The organism is Ralstonia sp. R-29 (genome assembly GCF_049913345.1).
Taxonomy (GTDB): Bacteria; Pseudomonadota; Gammaproteobacteria; order Burkholderiales; family Burkholderiaceae; genus Ralstonia.
Window position 1 is genome coordinate 3,521,339 of sequence record NZ_CP184377.1, and the last position, 16,378, is coordinate 3,537,716.

Annotated in this window: 14 protein-coding genes and 1 tRNA gene; 4 read left to right on the forward strand and 11 right to left on the reverse strand. The window is 65.6% G+C overall.

All coding sequences use genetic code 11. From position 1 onward, the window contains the following. Window positions 1-18: 18 nt before the first annotated feature. Entirely contained in the window at window positions 19-624 is a 606-nt protein-coding gene (locus ACN9M1_RS16600) for a 5-formyltetrahydrofolate cyclo-ligase (protein ID WP_426396099.1), read from the reverse strand. A gap of 41 nt (window positions 625-665) precedes the next feature. Here ACN9M1_RS16600 and ACN9M1_RS16605 point away from each other — a divergent pair, with 41 nt between their 5' ends. The 4 genes from ACN9M1_RS16605 to ACN9M1_RS16620 all read left to right on the forward strand — a co-directional run bounded on the left by ACN9M1_RS16605 (window position 666) and on the right by ACN9M1_RS16620 (window position 5,993). Continuing rightward, complete coding sequence (locus tag ACN9M1_RS16605; protein WP_426396101.1) at window positions 666-2,618, forward strand: transglycosylase SLT domain-containing protein; 1,953 nt, start codon at window positions 666-668, stop codon at window positions 2,616-2,618. 174 nt (window positions 2,619-2,792) lie between these two features. Continuing rightward, window positions 2,793-3,800: a complex I NDUFA9 subunit family protein gene (locus tag ACN9M1_RS16610; protein WP_426396103.1), complete on the forward strand. Its 1,008-nt coding sequence runs from the start codon at window positions 2,793-2,795 to the stop codon at window positions 3,798-3,800. A gap of 220 nt (window positions 3,801-4,020) precedes the next feature. Further along, on the forward strand, window positions 4,021-4,710 hold the full coding sequence (locus ACN9M1_RS16615) for a glutathione S-transferase family protein (RefSeq protein WP_426396105.1): 690 nt from the start codon (window positions 4,021-4,023) through the stop codon (window positions 4,708-4,710). Beyond that, window positions 4,707-5,993, forward strand: a complete 1,287-nt coding sequence (locus ACN9M1_RS16620) for a multifunctional CCA addition/repair protein (RefSeq protein ID WP_426396107.1) — start codon at window positions 4,707-4,709, stop codon at window positions 5,991-5,993. The genes ACN9M1_RS16615 and ACN9M1_RS16620 overlap by 4 nt, the downstream gene beginning before the upstream one ends. A 15-nt stretch (window positions 5,994-6,008) precedes the next feature. Here ACN9M1_RS16620 and ACN9M1_RS16625 read toward each other — a convergent pair whose 3' ends face one another. The 10 genes from ACN9M1_RS16625 to rsmB form a co-directional block, all read right to left on the reverse strand. Next, entirely contained in the window at window positions 6,009-6,905 is an 897-nt protein-coding gene (locus tag ACN9M1_RS16625) for a glutamate/aspartate ABC transporter substrate-binding protein (protein ID WP_426396108.1), read from the reverse strand. An 83-nt stretch (window positions 6,906-6,988) separates the two neighbouring features. After that, a complete protein-coding gene (locus tag ACN9M1_RS16630; RefSeq protein WP_426396110.1) occupies window positions 6,989-7,825 on the reverse strand; it encodes a 3-keto-5-aminohexanoate cleavage protein in 837 nt (278 codons plus the stop codon). Beyond that, window positions 7,819-9,174 (reverse strand): aspartate aminotransferase family protein, encoded by a 1,356-nt coding sequence (locus ACN9M1_RS16635; RefSeq protein WP_426396112.1) that lies wholly within the window; start codon window positions 9,172-9,174, stop codon window positions 7,819-7,821. The genes ACN9M1_RS16630 and ACN9M1_RS16635 overlap by 7 nt, the downstream gene beginning before the upstream one ends. A 16-nt stretch (window positions 9,175-9,190) precedes the next feature. Then, a complete protein-coding gene (locus ACN9M1_RS16640; protein ID WP_426396114.1) occupies window positions 9,191-10,099 on the reverse strand; it encodes a MurR/RpiR family transcriptional regulator in 909 nt (302 codons plus the stop codon). 179 nt (window positions 10,100-10,278) lie between these two features. Beyond that, the gene (locus ACN9M1_RS16645; protein ID WP_426396116.1) at window positions 10,279-10,584 is read right to left on the reverse strand and encodes a hypothetical protein; all 306 of its coding nucleotides are present in this window, start codon (window positions 10,582-10,584) and stop codon (window positions 10,279-10,281) included. A gap of 285 nt (window positions 10,585-10,869) precedes the next feature. Further along, window positions 10,870-10,945 (reverse strand) — tRNA-Phe (locus ACN9M1_RS16650). Between the two features lie 66 nt (window positions 10,946-11,011). Further along, window positions 11,012-11,725 (reverse strand): response regulator, encoded by a 714-nt coding sequence (locus ACN9M1_RS16655; RefSeq protein WP_426396117.1) that lies wholly within the window; start codon window positions 11,723-11,725, stop codon window positions 11,012-11,014. A gap of 36 nt (window positions 11,726-11,761) precedes the next feature. Continuing rightward, the gene (locus ACN9M1_RS16660; RefSeq protein ID WP_426396119.1) at window positions 11,762-14,206 is read right to left on the reverse strand and encodes a sensor histidine kinase; all 2,445 of its coding nucleotides are present in this window, start codon (window positions 14,204-14,206) and stop codon (window positions 11,762-11,764) included. After that, window positions 14,203-14,961 (reverse strand): DUF4390 domain-containing protein, encoded by a 759-nt coding sequence (locus tag ACN9M1_RS16665; RefSeq protein ID WP_426396121.1) that lies wholly within the window; start codon window positions 14,959-14,961, stop codon window positions 14,203-14,205. Before ACN9M1_RS16665 ends, ACN9M1_RS16660 begins: the two co-directional genes overlap by 4 nt. A gap of 13 nt (window positions 14,962-14,974) precedes the next feature. Continuing rightward, window positions 14,975-16,330, reverse strand: coding sequence for a 16S rRNA (cytosine(967)-C(5))-methyltransferase RsmB (rsmB, locus tag ACN9M1_RS16670; protein ID WP_426396123.1), 1,356 nt, complete (start codon window positions 16,328-16,330; stop codon window positions 14,975-14,977). Between the last annotated feature and the right edge of the window lie 48 nt (window positions 16,331-16,378).

Genomic DNA, 16,378 nt, shown 5'->3' on the forward strand with positions numbered 1-16,378 from the left:
GAACGTTCCTGAGGCGGGTTAGACGATGCCGCGCTCGGTGACGATGCAGTCAAGCGCGATGTCGTGCGATTGCGGGGCGATGGATTCCAGCCGGTTCACTTCGTAGGCGATGCCGATGGTGCGCGGGCGATGGCCGGCAGCATGCAGCGCAGCGAGCGTGCGGTCATAGAACCCGCCGCCGTAGCCGATGCGATAGCGCTGCGCATCAAAGCCCACGCAAGGAATCAGCAGCGCGTCGGGCGTTTCCATCTCACCCGTGCGGGGGATGGGAATGTTGTAGGCGCCCGGCGTCATTTCACATTCGGGCGTCCATCGCCGAAACTGCAAGGGTGAAAACTTGTCTGTCACCACGGGCAGCAGCGCATGGCGATTGGCATCGGCGGCCAGCCAATGGGCAAGTACGGTCAACGCATCGAACTCGCCCTGCGTTGGCCAGTAGGCCGCCAGGCGTTGTGCGGGTAGCGTGTGCAGCAGATCAGCCAAGTGGCGCGCGAGTGCGGCGTCATGGGCAACACGCTCCGGCAACGTGGCGCGCGCGTCGAGCAGCATGGCGCGCAGCGTGCGGCGCGACTCGATCGGCGTCGTGGGGTTGGCCGGATCGTGCGGGTTGCCTGAGGCTGACATGGGATAATTCAGGGAACAGTGATGATTGGATGGGGCAGGAGATGACATTGAAGGCCAAGGCAGTATATCGCGCGGTCGCGCTGGCTTTTGCAGGGGTGATCGGCATGGGCGTGGCCGGCTCGACGCCCCTGGCGGTGGCCGCCAAGCGGCAGGCGCCGCAAGGCATTCCGGCCAATCCGGACGATGCGTTTGTCGAACTGCGCAACGCCGCACGCCGCAACGATGTGTCGCGTAGCTGGGAGCTGGCTGACAGCCTGTCCGATTACCCGCTCCAATCGTACGTGCAGTATTTCCGCATCAAGCCGCAGCTGTTTGACGCCAGCGGCTACGCGCGCACCGATGCGCCGGAGGATGAAATCCGCTCGTTCCTGCAGCGCTACAAGGGCGAGGCGATTGCCGATCGTTTGCGCAACGACTGGCTGCTCGTGCTCGGCAAGAAGCGCGACTGGGCAACCTTCGATGTCGAGTACCCCAACTTCGTGCTGAAGGACGATACGCAGGTCGAGTGCTATGCCCTGCTCTCCCGTGCGATGAAGGGGCAGAACGTAGCCGCCGACGCGCGCAACACGTTGGTCGATCCGAAGGGCTATGGCGAAGGCTGCGTCGACCTGATCGGCTATCTGGCGCAATCGAAGCAGTTCACGCGGGCCGACGTGGCGTTTGCGGCGCGGCTGTCGCTGGAGCAGAACCTCGTCACGCAGGCGTCGCGTATTGCGGCCGTGCTGCCCGAGGGCGACCGCGTGGACAACGACACGCTGGCCAACGTGACCCGCATGGCGCGCAATGACCCCTCGCAGGCCACGGCCTATCTGCTGTCGCAGAGCGGTGGCTTGTCGCGTGAAGAGCAAGGGGCGGGCTGGGGTGTGATCGGCCAGTACGCCGCCAAGAAGCAGACGCCCGATGCGCTGGATGCGTACCGCCGCCAGATCAGCCTCGGTGGCGATGCGTTGTTATCCGACGAGTCGCAGGAATGGCGCGTGCGCACTGCGCTGCGTGCGGGGGATTGGAAGATGGTGCGCCAGTCCATCGAAAAAATGCGCTCCACCCTGCGTGATCGCGATCCGGCCTGGGCGTACTGGTATGGCCGCGCGCTGAAGGCGGACAACCGCAACGACGAGGCCAAGCAGCAGTTCCAGGCAATCGCCGGGCAGTTCAACTTCTACGGCCAGCTTGCGCAGGAAGAGCTCGGCCAGCGCATCACCGTGCCGCCCAAGACCACGGTGGCCGACGCCGAGATCGACGTCATGGGCCGCAACCATCCGGGCTTCGGCCGTGCCAAGCAGTTGTACGACCTGAACCTGCGCTTCGAGGGCAACCGCGAGTGGAACTGGGAGCTGCGCAACATGAGCGACCGCGAGCTGCTGGCAGCCGCGGAATACGGCCGCAAGCTGGGCCTGCTCGATCGCACAGTCAACTCGGCCGACAAGACCAAGAGCGAGCACGACTTCTCGCTGCGCTTCCCGACGCCGTTCCTGAACGTTGTGCAGCGCAATGCCGATGCCGTGGGCCTGGACATTGCCTGGACGTATGGCCTGATCCGGCAGGAGTCGCGCTTCATCATGGATGCGCGTTCATCGGTGGGGGCCTCCGGGTTGATGCAGGTGATGCCGGAAACCGCCAAGCACATCGCCAAGAAGATCGGCCTGCCGGGGTTCCGCGTTTCGCAGATGAGCAACATCGACACCAATGTGCTGCTGGGCACGGCTTACCTGTCGATGATCCTGACCAACCTGGAAAGCTCGATGACGCTGGCTACAGCCGGTTATAACGCTGGTCCGGGGCGCCCGAAGCGCTGGCGTTCCACGCTGACGCGCCCGGTGGAAGGCGCGATCTTCGCCGAGACGATTCCCTTTAACGAGACGCGCACGTATGTGAAGAACGTGCTGTCGAATGCGACGTACTACGGCGCACTGCTGACCGGCCGCCCGCAGTCGTTGAAGGATCGCCTTGGCAAGGTGGCGCCGGAGGCCGTGACGCCAGACGACTTGCCGTAAGCGATCACACGGTCATACAAGACGCCCGCTGCAACGCGGGCGTTTTGCATTGTTGGGGGCGTCGCCCGCGTCACAGTGGTGGTGCCGGGCGCACGCCAATCGGGCCTGGCCTTGGGGGCAAACGCATTCGGGTTCTATTGTGGTGGAGCCCCCTACCCCGTCTGGAGATGCATCATGCAATCCTCCAATCTGCTCGTCTTTGGCGGTACTGGTTTCATCGGCACACAGTTGCTGTCGCGGCTGGTGACGGAAACCTTTGCCGCGCCCGGCTTACCCGAGGGTCGGGTGATCGTGCCCACGCGCGACGCTGAATCCGCCCGCGCGCACAATCTCACGCTGCTGCCACGTGTCGACGTGATGGACGCCGACATCTACGCCGACGATGCGCTCGACGCGCTGTTCATGGCGCTCACCGAGCGCGGCGGCCAGCACTGCGCGGTCATCAACCTCGTCGGCACGCTGCACGATGCGCGCGAGATGCCGTATGGCCCGAACTTCCAGCGCGTCCATGTCGACCTGCCGCGTCGCATTGTGGCCGCATGCCGCCGCCATGGCGTGAACCGGCTGCTGCACATGAGCGCACTCGGTGCGGACCCGGCGGGCCCGTCGATGTACCAGCGCAGCAAAGGCGATGGCGAGCGCGTGGTCATGAACAGCGAGTTGGACTGGACGGTGTTTCGCCCGTCGGTGGTGTTCGGCCCGCAAGATCATTTCCTGAACCTCTTTGCGCGCATCCAGCGCATGGCGCCATTCTTCGTGCCGCTGGCGTGTGCGGATGCCCGCTTCCAGCCCGTCTATGTCGACGACGTGGCCGCCGCGTTCATCAATGCGCTCGATAACCCGGCCACCATCCGGCACGCGTATCCGCTGGTTGGACCACGGGTGTACACGCTCGCGGAGTTGATGCGCTTTGCCGGCCGCGCCAGCGGTCATCCGCGCTGGATCGTCCCGCTGCCTGAGGGGCTGGGGCGTATGCAGGCGGCGTTGTTCGAGCATCTGCCGGGCGCGCCCATTTCGCGCGACAACCTCGATTCCATGCGTGTGGACAACGTCAGCATGGAGCCGGTGGCTCCGGAACTCGGCATCCACCCTCTCGGCATGGAAGCGGTCATGCTGCCCGCGCTGGCCGGCTTCGGCCCCGACCGCGGCATGCGCGCTGCGCGCATGCGCATGCACCGCTAGCGGAACGCACCTTGCTTGTGCTTGTGAGCCGCCTTAGCAACGGTGGCGAATGGGTTTCATTTTGTCGCGGTGCAGCGCAAGGCTAGAATGATTCGTTCGCCCCGCGCTGCCGCTTGCCGTCTGCTGCCCCCGATACAACAACTAGAGCGCCCCGGCATTCCCGCGCGAAGCAGGCGAGCTCCCACACAACAATGCTGTGCACTCTCCAAGGACGGGAATCATGAAACTGGTCATCGGCAACAAGAACTATTCGTCGTGGTCGCTACGCCCGTGGCTGCTGGCCAAGCAGGCCGGCATTCCGTTCGAAGAGATTCGCGTGCGCCTCTTTGTCGAAGGGTTTTGCACCGAGATTCGCCGCTATTCGCCCGCCGGCCGTGTGCCTGTTCTGGTGGACGGCGACATGACGGTATGGGATTCGCTCGCCATCTGCGAGACGCTGGCCGAGCGCTTTCCGCGCGCCCAACTGTGGCCGGCGGACCCGAAAGCTCGCGCGCACGCGCGCTCCATCTGCGCCGAGATGCACTCCGGCTTTACCAACCTGCGCAACAACATGCCGATGAACGTGACCGCCGTGCTGCCGGGCATGGGCTGGAACGTGGCCGTGCAGCGCGACATCGACCGCATTGCCACGATCTGGACCGAACTGCGCCAGAAGTACGCGGCAGAAGGCCCGTTCCTGTTCGGCCACTTCACGGTGGCGGATGCGTTCTATGCGCCGGTGGTCAGCCGCTTCGCCACCTACGGCGTGCGCCTGCCTGAAGCCGCGAAGGCTTATGCGGACCACATCCTCAATCTGCCCGCGATGCAGGAATGGATTGACGGTGCGCGTGCCGAGCATGACTTCCTCGCCGACGACGAGCCCTATCGCACCGCGCCGGACGAAGACACGTTGGTCGCTGCCAATCAATGACGGAACGCGCAACACAGGCGGAAACCGTCGTTGACCCAGCCACGCACGGGCTGGCTGTGTATGCCGTGGGCGGCGCCATTCGTGACGCGCTGCTCGGGCTGCCCGTGCAGGATCAGGACTACGTCGTTGTCGGTGCCACGCCGGAAGCCATGGAGGCCCGTGGCTTTCGCGCCGTTGGCAAGGACTTCCCGGTCTTCCTGCACCCGGTCACACAGGCCGAATACGCGCTCGCCCGTACCGAGCGCAAGACGGCTGCCGGCTACAAGGGCTTCTCGGTCTATTACGCGCCCGATGTCACGCTCGAAGACGACCTCATCCGCCGTGACCTGACCATCAACGCGATGGCACAGCGCGTGGCGGAAGACGGCGCGCTGGTCGGCCCCGTCATGGATCCGTACGGTGGCCAGGCCGACGTGGCGTCGCGTACGTTCCGCCATGTGTCCGATGCGTTCATGGAAGACCCGGTGCGCATCCTTCGGCTCGCGCGTTTCGCCGCGCGCTTTGCCGATTTCCATGTCGCACCGGAAACCAACGCGCTGATGCAGCGCATGGTGCAGGCCGGCGAGGTGGATGCACTGGTGCCAGAGCGCGTATGGCAGGAGATCGCCCGCGGGCTGATGGAGGCGCATCCGCAGCGCATGTTTGCTGTGCTGCGCGAGTGCGGTGCACTGGCGCGTCTGGTGCCCGAGCTTGATCGCCTGTGGGGCGTGCCGCAGCGTGCGGATTACCACCCCGAAGTCGATACCGGTGTGCACACCATGATGGTCATTGAAACGGCCGCCGCGATGCGGACGTCGCTGCCGGTGCGTTTTGCCGCGCTGGTGCACGACCTGGGCAAAGGCACCACGCCGGATGACGTCCTGCCGCGCCACATCGGCCACGAAGAACGCAGCGTGCCGATGATCGAAGACGTCTGCCAGCGCCTGCGCGTGCCGACCGACTGCCGCGAACTGGCGCTCGTGGTTGCGCGCGAGCACGGCAACATCCATCGCAGTGAGAGCTTTGATGCCGCAGCACTCGTGCGCCTGCTGGAGCGCTGCGACGCGCTGCGCAAGCCCGACCGCTTCCACCAGGCGCTGCAGGCTTGCGAGGCCGATGCACGCGGACGCCAGGGGTTTGAAGACCGCGCGTATCCGCAAGCGGAACGCCTGCTGCGTGCATTGCAAGCTGCGTCATCGATTGACGCGGGTGCCGTCGCCAAGCGCTATGCCGACAACCCGGCGCATATCAAACAGGCTGTACACCAGGCCCGCATCGAGGCCGTCGCGCAGGCCGGCATCTAAGCCGGCCTAGGGCACTTACTCGAACGGCGTATCGTTTGGGTTGGCGTACAGCGCCTTCAACTGATCGTTCATCGGGAAGTTGAAGTTCAGGTTCTTGGGCGGCACGGGTTTCTCGAACCACTTGGCGTAGAGCGTCTTGATCTCGCCGCTCTTCATCACGCCGACCATCGTGTCGTCCACCAGCTTCTTGAACTGCGGATCGTCCTTGCGCAGCATGAAGCCGTACGCTTCGAACGATTGCGGCGTGCCGGTCACGACCCAGTCGTCGGGCTTCTGTGCCAGCGTGCGCGCGCCGGCCAGCAGCACGTCATCCATCATGAACGCCGCCACGCGGCCGCTTTGCAGCGTGAGGAACGATTCCCCGTAGTCCTTGCCGCTGACCACGTTCATGTTCATCTTCTTCTCGTCGTTCATCTTGCGCAGGATGCGCTCCGACGTGGTGCCCGCGTTAGTGATGACGGACTTGCCGGCCAGGTCCGGGAAATCCTTCACGCCCGATTTCACGTTGGTCAGCAGCCGCGTGCCGGCGATGAAGAACGTGGTCGAAAACGCCGTCTGCTGCTCGCGCGACTTCAGGTGCGTGGTCACGCCGCATTCCAAATCCACCGAGCCGTTCTGCACCAGCGACGTCCGGTTCTGCGACGTCACCGGAATTTGCTGGACCTGTAGATCGGGCTTGCCGGTCTTCTTCTTCACCGCGTCGATCACGCGCGAACACAGGTCGGCCGAGAAGCCGATGATCTGGTTCTTGCTGTCGCGGTACGAGAACGGGATCGACGATTCGCGCACGCCGATCAGGATCGTATTGCTGTCCTGAATCTTTTTGAGCGTGCCGTCGAGTGCCTCGGCATGGGTGGTGGTGGCGAACAAGCCGGCCAGCGCCAGCGGGATGCAACGCAGGGTGAAACGCATACTTCCTCCAAGGGTTGTGGTACGCGGCCTGTTGTGTTGCGGCCGTCTGTGTTTTGGCTTCGTGGTGATGAATGCGGAGCGTCCTAGCGGTGGAACCATTTGCGCAAGTCGGCAGCGCTGGCCAGCGGCCGATGCAGTGCATCGAGATGCCGGCGCAGGTTGGTGACGAGCGCTGCGTTGTCGGGCGCAGTGCTGCCGTCGGGCAGCGCCATGTTGTTCTCGAAGCCCAGTCGCGCATGACCACCGAGCAGCGCCGCGCTGAGCGCGCATTCCGCCTCGCGCGGGCCGAATGCGCACATCGCCCACGGCACGTTGGCGGTGGTATCGCCGCCGTCTGCCCACGCCTGCAGGAACGGCAGCAGGTCGGTCGGGTCAGAGCGCTGACCCGCCGAATAGCGGCCGAGCACGAACAGCACCCAGTGCGGGGTGTCGGGCAGCACGCCGCGCGCACGCAGGTCGCGGTAGCGCACCACGTCGTCGGCGGAATAGAGGATGTATTGGATGGCCGTGCGCACCGCAGCGAGTTCGCCGAAGAAACGCGCGGCTTCGACTTCGTGCTGGGCATCGGGCACCAACTCGCGCAGCGCGGCGGAAATCGCCTCCGGCTGCAGCGCACGCACCGAGGCCATCTGCTGCTCGGGCGTATAGATGCCGACGGCTTCGGTGGTGATCTGGATCACCAGCGCATCGCCCACGGCTTGCTGCACGGCGGCGATGGCCGGGCGGTAATCGTCGGGCTCCAGGCTGTGCGTGCCGTCGGGCCGGCGCACATGCAGATGCAGCATCGCGGCACCCGCATCGACGCATTGCCCCGCGCAGGCGGCCAGTTCGTTGGGTGTGATGGGCAGCGCAGGGTGGTCGATGTGCGTCTTGCGCGCGCCGTTCGGTGCAACGGCAATGGCGATGGGCTGAGTTACCACGCGGCCTCCACTGCGTGGGCGGTGGCGGCGTCCACGGCATCGCCCAGGCGCTCGACGATGGCATCGATGTCCTGCGCGGTGGCGATAAACGGCGGGGCGAGCAGGATGTGGTCGCCGCGCTGGCCGTCGATCGTGCCGCCCATCGGATAGACCATCAGGCCGCGCTGCATGGCTTCAGCCTTCACGCGTGCATGTGTCTTGCGCGCCGGCGGCAGCGGCGCCTTGGTGGCACGGTCGGCCACCAGCTCCACGCCGACGAACAGCCCGCGGCCGCGCACGTCGCCCACGTGTGCGTGGTCAGCAAAGCGAGCACGTAGCGCCGCGCGCAGTTGCTCGCCGCGCGCCTGCACATTGGCGAGCAGATTCTCTTCGGCAATCACCTTCTGCACTTCCAGCGCCGCCGCGCATGCTGTGGCATGGCCGATGTACGTGTGGCCGTGCTGGAAGAAGCCGCTGCCGCGCGTGATGGCGTCGTAGATGCGATGGCTCACCAGCGTCGCGCCGATCGGCTGATACCCACCGCCCAGGCCCTTGGCGATGGCGACGAGGTCAGGCACCACGCCGTCTTCCTCGCAGGCAAACAGATAGCCGGTGCGGCCCATGCCGGACATCACCTCATCCAGCAACAGCAGCACGCCGTGGCGGTCGCACACCGCGCGGATCTTGCGAAAGTAGTCGCCCACCGGCGGCACCGCGCCGGCCGTGGCGCCCACCACCGTTTCGGCAACGAAGGCGGCCACGTTGTCCGCGCCGAGTTCAACGATCTTGGCGTCCAGTTCGTCGGCCAGACGCTGCACGTACTGCGCATCGGTTTCGCCATCGTGCCGTTCCCGGTACGCAAAGCACGGCGACACGTGATGCGCGGGCACCAGCAGCGGTAGGAACGGCTTCCGGCGCCATGCGTTGCCGCCGATCGCCAGCGCGCCCAGCGTGTTGCCGTGATAGCTCTGGCGACGCGCAATGAAGTACTGCCGCTGCGGCTGGCCGATCTCGACGAAGTACTGACGCGCGAGTTTCAGCGCGGCCTCAATCGCCTCCGAACCACCGGAGACGAAGTACACGTGATCGAGATCGCCCGGCGCGGCAGCGGTCAGGCGTGCGGCCAGCTCCTCCGCCACGTCGGTCGTGAAGAACGAGGTGTGCGCATACGCCAGCGCGCGCACTTGCTTGCAGATTGCGTCCACCACGCGCGGGTGGCCGTGCCCGAGGCATGAGACGGCAGCACCGCCGCAGGCATCCAGGTAGCGCTTGCCGTCGGAGTCGATGAGGGTCATGCCCTCGCCGCCGACAGCGGTAGGCAGCGTCTTGCGCGGGTCACGATGGAAGACGGCGGTGGTGGACGGTGTCATGGTCAATCCAGCGGGTTCAGCGTTGAGTGGGTGGCACCGCGACCGCCGCTTCACTGCGACGGGCGCTGCGCACGTAGGCGTGTTGTTGCTTGAGCTGGGCGTCGCTGTCGGCCAGGTGCGCGAGCGCGTTGGGGCCGGCGTGGCGGAACCACGTCATCAGCAGCGCATCGAGCAGCGCCAGCGGCGCGGCCAGCGAATGGAAGAACGACGGAATGGCGACGGGCGCGATGAGCTGCTGCCACGCCAGGTCAGCACCCGGAGCGATGGCGCTGTCGGTCACGTAGACTAGGCGCGCGCCGCGCGTGTGCGCGTACTGCATCGCCTCGATGACCTCGCGCGTGTACGGGTCGAATGTCACGGCGATGACGATGTCGTCTGTTCCGCAGAAGCGCAGCGGGTCCGCCAGCGTATTGCCGCTGCCGGTGCACAGCGTGACCTTGTCGTCGAACAGTTGCGCCGCATAGCCGAACGCATGCGTGAGCGCGAGGCAACTGCGCGCGCCCAGCAAGTAGACGCGGCGTGCCTTGCATAGAGCGGCGGCCACCGTATCCAGCGCTGCGAGGTTGGCGGGTGAAAACGCTGCCTGCACATGCATGCCGATGGCCATGCCAATGCGCTGTGCGTCGGATGCCCCCGCAGCGTCGTCGCCTTGTAACGCGCTGGCCCGGCCGGCGAAACCATCGGCCTGTTGGCGCAACTGGTTCACACACACCTCGCGCAGCGCGGCAAAGTCTTCGAAGCCCAATGCCCGCGCCAAGCGCGAGAACGTGGCCGGCGGCAGATCGCAGCGGCGCGCCAGATCGCGCATCGAAAGCAAGGCGATGTCGTGCTGGTGCGTTTCCAGCAACACCGCCGCGCGCTGCAATTGCGGAGACAGATCGCCAGCGCGGTCGCGCAGCGTCTGGATGAGCCCGTCAAACGTCATGAGGTGATCGCGATGATTCAACTGTTTCGTAAACTACTAAACTGAAACGATCGAGTCAATATGGAGTTAGCGGCCCGGCTCGCCAAAGCAAAACGGCCGCGTCCCCAGGGAACGCGACCGTTGCGGCAAACAAAAAACGGAGGCCGAAGCCTCCGTTGTGTACGTGTGACGCGTACGCCTCAGGCGGCGGGTGCGTCGAGCTGTTCCATCCGGAACTGGAAGAATCCGGCGGCGATCAAGCCCAGCAGGCTCAGCGCCATGCAGGTGCACGCCAGGATCATCACCGCGCCCAGTGGCGACACGCCGCTCATCAGCGGTGTATGCATCAGCGCCGACAGGTTGCCGCCGACCCACATGGCGGCGATCAGCGCCATCAGGCACGTTAGCCCCGCAGCATTGCGCAACCACGTCAACCGCGTCTTGCGGCTGATGCCGTCGAAAGCGTGGAAATGGAAGTGGTGGTGACCGGTGCCAACGAGTGCCATGGAGAGTCTCCTTGTGCGTGCCGCTTGATAGCGTTGAGTCACTATACCGAGACCTGCGACAGTTTGGCGCACTTTGCGCCGCTAGGTATACCCTGAGCTGCGGCGCGTCAAGAGGCTTGGGTATATTTTTTGTCTCCGCGACACTTCGCCACAGATTAGCGGCGGACGCGGCAAAGAGGGAAAGGAGCGTGCGTCCGAGCGGGCGCGCAGAAATGAAAAAAGACCTCGCGAGGAGGTCTTTTTGTTGCTCCGCAAAATTGATTGACCTTGCGGAACGAAGAATTTTGGTGGCCTGGGGCGGAATCGAACCACCGACACGCGGATTTTCAATCCGCTGCTCTACCAACTGAGCTACCGGGCCAGAACAGAAAGGCGAGTATGGCAGGGTTGGTCCCCTGTCGTCAAGTGTCTTTGCGTACTTTGATGATCATGCGGCCGGTTCGCCCTTGTTGCGCGACAGCTCGACGCCCAGTTGTTTGAGCTTGCGATACAGGTGCGTGCGCTCCAGGCCGGTTTTCTCGGCAACACGTGTCATGCTGCCGCCTTCGCGCTGCAGGTGGTATTCGAAGTAAGCGCGCTCGAACAAATCACGGGCTTCGCGCAGCGGCATGTCGAACGAAAATTGCATACCGCCACCCTCTGCGGCACGGGCGGGCGCGCCATTGAGTTCAGCGCGATCGGCGGCGACGGCTGCACCCGGTATCGCGGCATTGGGTGCCACGCCGGCGATACCGGTTGCCGGTACGGCGGCCGGTGCGGCCGCACGCGGCTTTTCCTTGCCGCGCGACAAGCCCTGCTCCACGGCAGCCAGCAGCTTTTGCAGCGCGATGGGTTTCTCAAGGAAGTTGAGTGCGCCAATCTTGGTTGCCTCGACGGCAGTGTCGATGGTGGCGTGGCCCGACATCATGATGACCGGCATGGTCAGCAGACCTTGCGATGCCCATTCCTTGAGCAGCGTCACGCCGTCGGTGTCGGGCATCCAGATATCGAGCAGGACGAGGTCGGGCGTTGCGCTCGCGCGGTATTCACGCGCACGCTGCGCGTTCTCGGCGACTTCGACAACGTGCCCTTCGTCTCCGAGGATTTCGGAGAGCAACTCCCGGATACCCATTTCGTCGTCGACAACGAGGATGGTGGCCATGCTTTTCCTCTATGTGCGGCGGGATTGCCCACCAAGCTACGCGAGTTTTACGAACAGGATGGAAACCTGCGCGCCGATGGTGTCGGCGCCTGATGTTGTATCGGATTGGCGGTTGCGCAATTCAATGCGCGCGCCGTGCTCGTCCATGATCTTTTTCACCATGGCCAAGCCCAAACCCGTGCCCTTGGCTTTGGTGGTGACGTACGGCTCGAAGGCGCGGTTGAGGATGCGGGAAGAAAACCCGCCGCCGTTGTCCGCGATTACAAGCCGCACGGCCTGCCGCCGCGCGCCCGAGGCGTCGTCGTATTCTACCGTGTCAGTTTGCAACATGACACGCGGCGCGGGCCGCCCGGCACTTTCGTTCTCGGCCACCGCGTCCTGCGCGTTCTGCAGCAGGTTGTGGATGACCTGGCGCAACTGCGTCGGGTCGCCCTTGATCAACGGCAGTCCTTCGCCCAACTTGACCTCGATGACCGGGTGGTCGTGCCTGCCGGGGTGATCGATGCCGTACAGGTGCAGCACCTCAGCGGCGAGCGCGTTGAGATCCAGCTCCTGGAGCAGGGCCGGCGGCGTGCGGGCGTAGTCGCGGAAGTCATCCACCATGCGTTTCATGGCGGCGACCTGGTTGACGATGGTGGTGGCACCGCGGCGCAGTACTTCGGCATCGGCATCGGTCAGCTTGGGCGAGAGCTTCATCTCCAGGCGTTCGGCGGAGAGCTGGATCGGCGTGAGCGGGTTCTTGATCTCATGCGCCAGTCGCCGCGCGACTTCGCCCCACGCCACCGAGCGCTGCGCGGAGATCACGTCGGAAATGTCGTCGAACACCACCACGTAGCCGCGTTCCGTGCCGTGCGCGCCGACCGATGGCCCCGGCAGGCGCGTGCCGCGCACGAGCAGCGTGAGCGGCTCGTCTTCGTCTTCGAGCGGGATCTCGACCTGCTTTTGCCAGTGCGCCGTGACACCGCCGGCGGCGGTGCTTGCGTCCTGTTCCGCGAATGCCTGCTCGACAACCGGGGCGAAGGCGGCCACCGGCCCGATGCTGGTCAGCGCCTGCCCGACCCACGCCCCAAACGGTTGCTTGAAGATGCGTTCGGCGCCGGGGTTGGCGGTCAGCAGTACGAAGCGATGGTCGAACACGAAGACGCCTGCGGTCAGGTTGGTCAGCACGCTCTCAAGATAGGCCTTGGACTGCTCGAGTGCCGCGCGATTCTGTTCCACCGCGCGGCGGGCGTCGGCCAGTTGACGCGTCATCTGGTTGAACTGCTGGGTGAGCACGCCGAGTTCGTCCCGCGTATGCAGTTCGCGCTTGGGTGAGAGATCGCCCTCGGCCACCTCCCGCGTGCCCTGCAGCAGCATTAGCAGCGGGCGTGCCAGCTGGGCGCCGAGCAGCAGCGCCAGCATCACGGCGATGAACACCGCCAGGAACAGCGTGAGCGTGAGCGTGCCGATGTACATCTTGCGCAAGCCGGTGCGGCCGAGCGCTTTTTCCTGGTACTCCTGATACGCGCGCTGGACGGCGTCGGCATTGCGGGCCAGGGTCTGCGGCACGGGTTGGACGAGCTGCAGGAAGCGCTCTTCGCGGCCGGAGTCGCCGGTCAGGCCGAAGCCGCGCGAGGCGCCGTCGGTGCCGTCGCTGGGGCGATCGAGCAGGCCGGTGCCGGCCCACTTGTGGGTGGGCGTACTCAGGCGCAACCCCGGCAGATCGCGCGCGGCTGTGCCAAGCGCCACCACTACGCGCAATTGATAGAGGTCGTGGTGGCGGTTGTTCGTGCGTGCGCCGGATGCCGGGCCACTGTCGCCTTCGATGTCACCGCCGCCCTCCAGGCTGGCGTAGCCGCCGGGCGTGCGGGCTTGCTCCAGCACTGCTTGGTCCGGCAGGGTCGGCACGAGCGTGTCGTAGGTGTTGGATGCGGTGGCGACCACGCGCCCGCTGGCTGTGAAGACGGTGGCCTCCTGCACGCCAAACTGCTCGCGCAGGCGGTTGAGGGTGATGGCCGTGGCCGACGTGGAGCTATCGCCCAGCTGATCGGCAATCAAACGCCCCTTGTTCTGCAGATCGGCCAGCGCGGCATCCATCGTCGAGCGGCCGAGATTCAGGCCGGCTTCCAGCGCCGATTCCACCTTGATGTCGAACCACGACTCGATACTGCGCGACACGAATTGCAGCGACACGAGGTAGATCAGCACGCCCGGCAGCACGCCCACCACGCCAAAGAACACCGCCAGCTTGGTCATCAGCCGGGTGCCGAATTTGCCGCGCCGCGCGCGCAGCACCAGCGCCAGCATCAGCCCGCCGATGATGACCACCAGCAGCACCCCGATGACGAGGTTGACCTTGTAGAGCAGCGTGAAATACCGGTCGAAGAACTCGGTGTTGGCCGATGCCGCAGCCAGCAGGCCTACCAGCACGATCGCCAGAAAAACGATGGTGCCAGCCACCACCTGATAGAGCAGCCGCTTGTAGCTGCGATCGAAGATCATTTGGCGGGGGCCAGCAGCGAGGCTGCGTTGCCGGGGCCGGCACTCATGCCCCAGCCGGAATTGGATGACGTTCCCGAAGAGGGGGGCGCGGACGCCGGTGCGCTGGCCGGCGGCGCGGCCGGTGCAGGTGCGGGCGGCGGTTCGTTCGGCACCAGCAGGCTGAAGCGCTTCCAGTCGGAGGCGAGGTTCCAGTCGCGCGTGTTGACGGCGTTGATCTGGAATGGCTTGGGCAACTGCGTCACGTCCAGGCGCATGCGCACTTCGGCCTGCACGGTTTCACCGGTCTTGACGGCGCGTTGCTCGAACACGCGCCAGCCGCGCACGTGCTGCATGAAATCGACGGCGTCTTTCAGGCGCGAGAACGGCACCTGCAGGCCGCCGGTCGACACGCGGTACTGCCGCGTGAGCGGGTGGTACGACAGGCGCACCACCCGCGTGGCACTCACAGCCTGTTCGTCAAACCAGTACCAGCGCGGGCGGATCAGCTCGAACTCCACCAGGAAGTAGAGTGCGATGCCCTTGTTGACGGCATCTTCGAGGTTGCTGGGCAGATCGAAGTCGAAATCGGCGGAGAGGTTCCAGCCACCCTCGGCGTATTCCAGCTGGGCGCGGTTGACTTCGATGGTCTGAGCGGAGGACGCCAGCGGCCACAGCAGGCACAGTGCGCCCAGCGCGCTGAGTGTGATCAGCCGATGCAGCATCTGCCGGAACCGGGCGGGCATCAGCCGGAGCGATGGGCGGAGAGTGGCTGTCACAACGGTCGGTGCATCAAGGCCGTTTCTGGAACACTGCGTAAAAGAAGCCGTCGTGATCGAGCGGCAAGGATGAGGTGCCAGGGACGAAACCATCAACCGGCGCCCCATCGGACAACACTGCGGACAAGGCCGCGGGCGAGGCTGGCAGCAACTGGCCGGGCGCGTGCAATCGTATCGCATCTTCCAGATGGCGTTCAAACCATCCGGCCTGCTGTTCGCCTTCCGTCGGGAAAATCGAACAGGTGACATAAACCAACTTGCCACCGGGCGCCAGGCATGCCCATAGCGCGCGCACGATGTCGCGTTGCAGGGCCGCCAGTGCCTTCAGATCAGCCGGGCGGCGCAGCCAGCGGATGTCCGGATGGCGGCGCACGATGCCGGCGGCGGAGCACGGTACGTCGGCCAGGATGCGGTCGAACGGGCGGCCATCCCACCACGTGTCCGGCTGGGCCGCATCGCCCACGCAAACGGTAGCGGTTTGACCTAGGCGGGCGAGGTTTTCGTTGATGCGGACCGCGCGCGCAGGGTCGGATTCGAGTGCAACCACGTCCAGGTTGTCGGCGAGTTCCAACAGGTGGCCGGTCTTGCCGCCGGGCGCGGCGCAGGCGTCCAGCACGCGCTGGCCCGGCGCTACGTCGAGCAAGGACGCCGCCAGCTGGGCGCCGGCATCCTGCACGGAGACATCGCCTTCGGCAAAGCCAGGCAGTTCGCTCACGGGGACGGCGCGCGCAAGGCGCACGGCCTGTTCGCCGATGCGCTGTGCGTCGATACCGGCGTCGGCCAGGCGGGCGAGGTAGGCGTCGACTGCAACGCGACGTGGATTCACGCGCAACACCATTGGCGGGCGACGGTTGCCGGCGGCGAGGATGCCTTGCCACGCGTCGGGATAGGCGCTGCGCACGGCGTCGATCCACCATTGCGGGTAATTGGTGGCGGCGACCGGGTCCGCTTGCATGGCCGCGACGAGTTCGCTCTGCTCACGCAGGAAACGCCGCAGCACGCCGTTGATCATGCCCTTGCCGTGCGCGAGCTTTGGGTCGGCCGAGGCCGCGCGTACGGTCTGGTCGACCACGGTGAAGGGCGCGTACGGCGGCGGGCTGTCGAGCAGTTGGGCGAGCGCGACGCGCAGCAGATTGGCGGCGCCTTCGGCGGGCGGGCGCGGGATCAGTGTGCGGATGAGCCAATCGGTGCTGCCGAGCCAGCGGGTGGCGCGGTAGGCGAGATCTTGCACGGCGCCACGCACCGGTGCGGGTTGGCCTTGGCACACGGCATCGATGGCTTGCGGCAGCGCCGTACCTTGCCGCAACTTGCCCATCGCAATGGCTGCAAGCGACAAGGCATGGGCGAGAGAGTCGGACGGCAGGCGCATCGGTGCGTAAAAAATGGGCAGTGGAAAAGCAACGAGCCCGCGATGGGC